Annotated in this window: 8 protein-coding genes; 1 reads left to right on the forward strand and 7 read right to left on the reverse strand. The window is 42.1% G+C overall.

From position 1 onward, the window contains the following. Nucleotides 1-116 precede the first annotated feature (116 nt). The 3 genes from ACFIQC_RS09010 to ACFIQC_RS09020 are packed head-to-tail and all read right to left on the reverse strand — an operon-like array spanning nucleotide 117 to nucleotide 3752. On the reverse strand, nucleotides 117-2126 hold the full coding sequence (locus ACFIQC_RS09010) for a portal protein (RefSeq protein WP_375707071.1): 2010 nt from the start codon (nucleotides 2124-2126) through the stop codon (nucleotides 117-119). Next, entirely contained in the window at nucleotides 2111-3439 is a 1329-nt protein-coding gene (locus tag ACFIQC_RS09015; protein ID WP_375707072.1) for a PBSX family phage terminase large subunit, read from the reverse strand. The genes ACFIQC_RS09010 and ACFIQC_RS09015 overlap by 16 nt, the downstream gene beginning before the upstream one ends. After that, the gene (locus ACFIQC_RS09020; protein WP_375707073.1) at nucleotides 3420-3752 is read right to left on the reverse strand and encodes a hypothetical protein; all 333 of its coding nucleotides are present in this window, start codon (nucleotides 3750-3752) and stop codon (nucleotides 3420-3422) included. Before ACFIQC_RS09020 ends, ACFIQC_RS09015 begins: the two co-directional genes overlap by 20 nt. 207 nt (nucleotides 3753-3959) lie before the next feature. Between ACFIQC_RS09020 and ACFIQC_RS09025 the strand changes: the two genes are divergently transcribed. Next, nucleotides 3960-4295, forward strand: coding sequence for a coiled-coil domain-containing protein (locus tag ACFIQC_RS09025; RefSeq protein ID WP_375707074.1), 336 nt, complete (start codon nucleotides 3960-3962; stop codon nucleotides 4293-4295). A 19-nt stretch (nucleotides 4296-4314) separates the two neighbouring features. On the opposite strand, the gene ACFIQC_RS09030 is transcribed toward ACFIQC_RS09025, so the two are convergent. The 4 genes from ACFIQC_RS09030 to ACFIQC_RS09045 form a co-directional block, all read right to left on the reverse strand. Then, nucleotides 4315-4842: a hypothetical protein gene (locus ACFIQC_RS09030; RefSeq protein WP_375707075.1), complete on the reverse strand. Its 528-nt coding sequence runs from the start codon at nucleotides 4840-4842 to the stop codon at nucleotides 4315-4317. Continuing rightward, nucleotides 4829-5167, reverse strand: coding sequence for a hypothetical protein (locus ACFIQC_RS09035; RefSeq protein ID WP_026500631.1), 339 nt, complete (start codon nucleotides 5165-5167; stop codon nucleotides 4829-4831). The genes ACFIQC_RS09030 and ACFIQC_RS09035 overlap by 14 nt, the downstream gene beginning before the upstream one ends. 14 nt (nucleotides 5168-5181) lie before the next feature. Next, the gene (ssb, locus tag ACFIQC_RS09040) at nucleotides 5182-5622 is read right to left on the reverse strand and encodes a single-stranded DNA-binding protein (RefSeq protein WP_375707076.1); all 441 of its coding nucleotides are present in this window, start codon (nucleotides 5620-5622) and stop codon (nucleotides 5182-5184) included. Between the two features lie 85 nt (nucleotides 5623-5707). Continuing rightward, nucleotides 5708-6565, reverse strand: an 858-nt coding sequence (locus ACFIQC_RS09045; RefSeq protein ID WP_375707077.1) for a DnaB-like helicase C-terminal domain-containing protein, incomplete at its 5' end; no start/stop codon positions are given.

Raw genomic sequence — 6565 nt, forward strand, 5'->3', positions numbered from 1 at the left:
TTTCACCATCATAAGTGCCAGCATCAAAAGAGCTCTCATCATCAAAGACCGGTGCTCCAACTCTGTAATCTTCATTCCTACCTTCATTCATTTCTGCATTCATTCTTTCACCTCTCTCAACTATGCATACCTCTGTGTAATGCTATTCGCTCTCGCATGATCTGATTGTGTGCCTGAGTATTGAGAAGCTTCTGCCGTTCAATCTCATAGCGTTGCTTCATCAGTTCCGCGTCTGTTTTTGCTCTCTCTTGATGCACAAACAGATCAATCTGCTTTTGTTGCAAATCCATCTGATGCATCTGTGCTTTCGTCTCTAAGTCTTGTTGCTTTTCCTGCAACTTCATTTCCTGCTCGGGGTCCATCTGCTGTTGTTGTGCCATTTGTTGCTGTTGGAACTTCTCACTGACGCGATTAAGCAATGACGCCGGCAATGGAGAATAACGAAGTAGATCAAGCATAATATCCGGCGTAATCGCATTTTGAAGCAATGGAAGCAGTTGTGTGATGATACCGAAGGTGCGCTCTTTCTCATTCGGGCTGGTTGGCGCATCATCAACAACAATGTCATACTCGACACTCGTTACTTCTTCACGCGTCAATGGAATATATTGCGCATTCTCCTCACCAGATATCCGTACCAAACGCCCATCGGACAAGTAATTCTGTATCAAGTGCAAAATAATTTTACCTTGCCGCTTGCGGTACAAACGTAAACCATCAAACAGACAAGCAAGCAGATTTAAACTGGATTGGCGTCGTTGTGCCTCCAAAATACCCGCTTGTGTCACTTCCCTTGTACCAATGAATTCGGGCGATAAACCAGTCACTTGATTAATTGCCTCCTTAGCTTCATTAAACAGCTGGAAAAAGCCTTGTGGAAACTGTGCTACAGGCTTTGGTTGTATTTTACCTTGTGCCAATGCGTTAGGTTTAACCCATGTAATACTGTCTGACCGGCTTAAACTTTTTGCTGCTTCTCTCTCATCCTTAAATGCACCACTCTCTGCCATTATCCCGCCTTTGGATTGGCTATTGAGGATATACATAACTTGACTGAAATACTTATTCGCCCACCGTTGAGGATCTTTTGTAGGACGCACAACCCCATAAAATTGCCGTTCTATCTTGTCAAAATACCCCGTTATACACTCCCAACCCAATTGACCAGCTGGAACCATGGGTTGATCGGGCGATTCAAGCAATTTTCTCCCTAAAAAAGCACGTCTTACAACCTTTTTATTAAAAGCCGCCCCTTGAATATTAGGCATCATACATTGAAGCTGTTTAAATTCTTCCTCGCTATAATCACGAAATTCTCCAGTGCTTAAATCGGGCGCCTTGTAATATCGCTCGCTTTCAAACCAACGGCATTCAACAAGTGTGATCATCCGTCGACCGTTTTCAACATCAATGCCCTTCTCATCATTATAAGCTTCAAGATCATTATGATGAATGCCCTCATAAGCAACCCCATCACGCACCCAATCCGCACTCAGCTCTGTCCAATGAGATTTTGGAAACATCTGCTTGGCTACTTCCAAGGGCTTGCGGTCTACATACCACATGCGTTGTGCATCGGTTAAATTCGGTTGCACTGCCGCACTATCCCAGACCATTTTCAGTGGGTCTAAACGCGTAATTACCGGTTCACCATCAAGACTGTTTTCATAATCAAGGCGGGTATCAGTCCAGCCCATGCCACAAATAACCGCATCTTGGAAAGCATCACTATCAGCATATTCTGCATGCGCCATGTCCCGAAACCATTCTGCCGCACCGGTAAGCAATTCACTTGGCAATGCCTTGCCTACTTGACGGGGAATGAATTGCACTTCGCGCTTGTTATTTCTCTCTGACCCCACAACAGCATTCACAAGCGGAGCAATACGATTAAAGGTCATAACGGGGCGGCGTTGCTCTTTTAACGCCGCTAAATCAGCCTCATTCCACTGATCACCATTGTAAAATCGAAAATCCTCTCTTGCATGTTCGCGCCATTTGTTCACATGCTCAACATCTTCTTTGTACCAGCTGACAAGCTTGCGAAATAAGCCTTCTGTCGACAGATCTGATGCGTTACTTTCTTTATCTAAATGCTCTTCATCATACATCATTCTGCCATCCATGAGGTACTCTCATATTCCGTTCTGCCGCTATAAGCTGGTCGCCTTTGTATCGTCGGAGGTTCTTCATAAGCCACGCACATCAATCCAAAGGCATCTGCTCCATGACTGGACCAATCATGCTCTGCTCCCAAGCCAATATTGCGCTTCTCATCCCATTTCTCGTGATACCAGTTCAGTGCTTTGCGCCCTGCTACGGTCGTCTCTTCATTGAACCAAACTGAAGGTAAAATACGCCGCACCGCCTCTATACGCATCTTAACCGCCCCTGCTCCCTGATTGGGAACAACTTGCGTTTCAAAACCCGCATCATTTAAAGCACTCTCAAAACTCACATTGTGCACACGGTCTCTGGTCGCACCGTCATGAGGCAAAACCATCAATGCCTTCTCATAACCGTTTTGACGCAACCAACCGATATGCTCCGATAAAGGCTGCCCCTGTGCTTCGTAATAATCAAGCACTCTGATCTCTCGTCCAACAAATTGCGCTATCCATATCGCCGTGGCATCTGCCTTAGCACCCGTGCCCCCAATATCCCAAAAGGCTCGTATTTGCATTAAAGGATCACGAGCAACACGCCCTATCCGCCCCTCTTGCTCGGCTGCCAACATTTCCTTTTGATAATAAGCGCCTTGAACCGCTGTAAGATAAGCCCCTTCCCAGATATGCTTATAGGTCTCTGGGCGGTTTCTCAGATCATCAAGCCGCGCTTCATTCAAGATCTTGGGAAACTTCGGATTGTCTGACCAGTTAATCTCCACACGCTTGATTGCCTCATTGTCTGAAAAGCGAAACCGCTTCTCAACGGGGGCATTCTCTCGCAACGGGTTCCATGTCACCCATAATTCTGCATTCCAATCTTTTCCTTCTTCTCGCAAAGTCGGTATAAGCGTCTGCCAAGCTGTCTCTGTAACGGGCTCTGCCTCATCAACCCAACAAAGCAAAATACGCCCCATAGACTTGATACTGGCTATATTGCGGTCAAGACCAGAAAACTGAAAGGCTATACGACCATCTATCGACTTAATCGACGACTCCCCAACCTTGTAATAGTCCTTTAAAAAGTCATGCGCTTCAATGGCGCGCTTAATCTCCTCCAATGAACTTTCTGCCAAAGAATTTTGAAACTGCCGTGCACAAAGAATAGTGCCCGATATCCCTTGCATACCAAATTGATAGCCTTTTAAAGCAGCCATCAAGGCAAATGATCTTGTTTTGCCTGAACCGCGTCCACCCCAAGCCGCACGCACCAAAGCCTTATCTGTAAAAATCGGTATAAGCTTTGGAACAATATTAATCTGTCGTGTCGTCATTCACTAAAGGCGCGATTTCTACACGCGTTATCACCTTAATGGCTCCCCCATCTTCACCTGTCACCTGTAAAGGCAACACCTTACCAAGCAACGCTAAATAAGCCGCTGGACATTCCATAGCCTGCTTTTCCAAATAGGAGATCAAACCATCATTGCCAATTTTATTCCCAGCATTCTCAGCAGCCTTAACCACTGCTTCTTTTAAAATGCGCGTCATCTTATTCGGAACGCCTTTGACACGCCCTTGACCTGCCTTGGGGGGTATACGCTTTTTAATGGGTTTTGGAGCCTGCTCTGTATTTTCTGATGTCATAAAATACCCCTCCAGATAATAAAAAACCCCGCATTTGCGGGGATTCCAAACTGCACTGCCTCTCGTCTAGATACAGTACGACCAAGTACAGTAGGATTATTAAATACGATTTGCTACAATTTGTCAATAAGAAAACGATGCATATTGATGCAATTGTAGAATCAATATAAATCCGATGTGAAATTTTCTCCTAAATAAAGAAAAAAGATGTTTTTAGTAATATTACTAGTTTGGTATTTTGATATCATTAGCTTATGGACTGCTTTTATAATAGCAATTATTGCTATTGCTTGTTACGAATATAGTCTTTTACAAGAAAAGAATGAACTTAGGACGTTAAAAAATGATTCAGAATATCAAATTGGGAGGTTAAAAGATGTAATTTCTGCTTCAGAAGCTGAAATTGAAAAACTAAAAGATGAAATTTATGATTCAGAAGCTAAAATTGAAAAACTAAAAGATGAAATTAAGGAGGCAAAAAATACAATTAACTATTTAAGATATACAATATTTTTTTCAGAAGAAAAATATGAAGAAGATTAGAATCTGATTGCCAGTAAACCTAACGATCAAAGTACTTCTGAAGAGCATTAAGAGCAACGCGCAGTGAATTCACAAGATGTGGTAGCATTTGATCTTCTATGACGAGGTACTGTAACGCTGCATAAAGGTTATATTGTCTATAGAGGCATTGGGCTTCTTTTATTGCCTCTTGTGTGTTTATAAACTGTTCTGTTGCGAATGCTACCCACTTGTCTCTTGCTTTATCATCAGAAGATGATGGCATTTCGTCATAAATTGCATTAGGCAAGCCTTTTGCGCAAAGGTAATTATTCCTTATCTGTAGATATTGTTGCGCGGCATCATATTGCTCTTGTGTAAGCACGCCTTGCAAGCAAAGCCGCCCGATATAGGTACCAGAGAGTGGATTTTTTGCCTCTTGTAGCGTTAAACCGAAGCGCTTTGCACGCATTTCTATTGCCAATTTATCAACGGCTTCACGCGGTGCTTTTGCACGTGATATACGTCCGTTTGGTTCTCTTACCTGCCCTTTTATTTTAGGGCGTCCCCTTTTTTTATTTTTTTTCACAGATAACCTCAGACACCTGTTTAACGTTTTCCCAAATTTCCTCTGAGTTTGACCGTGTCTCTCCACCCAAAATCACTACAAATAACAGTAACACTACTGATATACCAAAGGCTGCTAATTTTTTCCAATCATCATCATCACCCATCATCCACACGAAGATAATGACCATCATTACAGTTAGAAAGCCTGCTGATATATTACAGAATGTCTCAATCTTATTATTATGTTGTAATGATTTTATCTCTTGCTCTGTAATAGTATAGTTATAAACTGGTTTAGATTTACAGATTGCACTAAAGGTATGGAGCGGCGGCTTATCAGACATTTAAATACCCTCTATTAAAAAGGAACACGGTCATTCATAACGGTATGGGGTGTATCAAGAGGTCTGTAAATGCTTCTGTCATAAGCAGATGACTGATCTTGATTATCATCATTTTTGCCATCTAAAAGCTTTAACTCGCCTTTGTACTGAGGCAATATGACTTCTGTTACATAGCGATCAACACCGTTTTTATCTTGCCATTTACGTGTCTGTAATTTTCCTTCTACGTAAACCTTTGAACCTTTACTGAGATACTGAAGTGCTACTTTTGCCAAATGTGGATTAAACACCACAATGGAATGCCATTCAGTTTTGTCTACTTTCTTATTGGTTGACTTGTCTATATAGCTCTCAGACGTTGCCATTCGAAAATTGACCACCTCACCACCAGAAGGCATAGTTTTGCTTTCTGGATTGGCACCTAAATGACCAATTAAAATCACTTTATTAAGCATGTTTGTAAGTTCCATTAAATGATGTAAAGATCATAACATGTTTTATGTGTTTTTACAATATTTTCAGTTAGCTAATAACAATTATTTAAAGTGTTACATTATGTTCTAAATCACTAAAGCGTGTAAAATCGGATTGAAAGGCAAGGGGAACGATTCCTGTCGGACCATGGCGTTGTTTTGCTATAATAACCTCGGCTTTACCCTTGGCTTGTTCCATTGCCTCTTGCCATTTGCTATACTCAGCAGTGCCTTCTTTGGGTTCTTCATTTTTGAGATAATATTCTTCGCGATAGACGAACAACACAATGTCGGCATCTTGCTCGATTGAACCAGATTCACGTAAGTCGGAGAGTTGTGGACGTTTATCGGTTCGGTTTTCAACTTGACGCGAAAGTTGAGAGAGAGCGATAATGGGAATATTGAGTTCTTTTGCAAGTGCTTTTAATCCAGTGGTAATGGCTGTAATTTCTTGAACGCGATTTTCTAATGAACGCTTTGAACCGCTTGTCATGAGTTGGATATAATCGATAATCAAGACATCTAGACCATGTTGTCGTTTAAGACGCCTTGCACGAGCGGACAATTGTGCAATAGACACCCCACCCGTTTGATCAATATAAAGAGGGATTGTTTGTAAGGAACGCATTGCGTGAATAATTTTTGCAAATTGCTCTTCTGAGATATTACCACGGCGCATATCAGAAGAAGAAACCTTTATTTGCTCTGAGATAATACGAGTTGCAAGCTGTTCAGTTGACATCTCAAGTGAAAAGAAACCAACAATACCCCCTTCATTGGCTTGGCTGTTATCATGACGCTTGCAAGCATTGGCAATATTAAAAGCAATATTGGTAGCCAGAGAGGTCTTCCCCATAGCAGGGCGCCCCGCAAGGATAATCAAATCAGATGCTTGTAACCCTCCCATTTTCTCATCAAGTGTTTT

It is taken from the genome of Bartonella sp. AA126HLJHH (assembly GCF_042197425.1).
In the GTDB taxonomy this organism is placed as follows: Bacteria; Pseudomonadota; Alphaproteobacteria; order Rhizobiales; family Rhizobiaceae; genus Bartonella.

Coding starts and splice junctions, on each gene's coding strand:
- ACFIQC_RS09010 (WP_375707071.1), bottom strand. CDS start 2,126: ATGGATGGCAGAATGATGTATGATGAAGAGCATTTAGATAAAGAAAGT.
- ACFIQC_RS09015 (WP_375707072.1), bottom strand. CDS start 3,439: ATGACGACACGACAGATTAATATTGTTCCAAAGCTTATACCGATTTTT.
- ACFIQC_RS09020 (WP_375707073.1), bottom strand. CDS start 3,752: ATGACATCAGAAAATACAGAGCAGGCTCCAAAACCCATTAAAAAGCGT.
- ACFIQC_RS09025 (WP_375707074.1), top strand. CDS start 3,960: ATGTTTTTAGTAATATTACTAGTTTGGTATTTTGATATCATTAGCTTA.
- ACFIQC_RS09035 (WP_026500631.1), bottom strand. CDS start 5,167: ATGTCTGATAAGCCGCCGCTCCATACCTTTAGTGCAATCTGTAAATCT.
- ssb (WP_375707076.1), bottom strand. CDS start 5,622: ATGCTTAATAAAGTGATTTTAATTGGTCATTTAGGTGCCAATCCAGAA.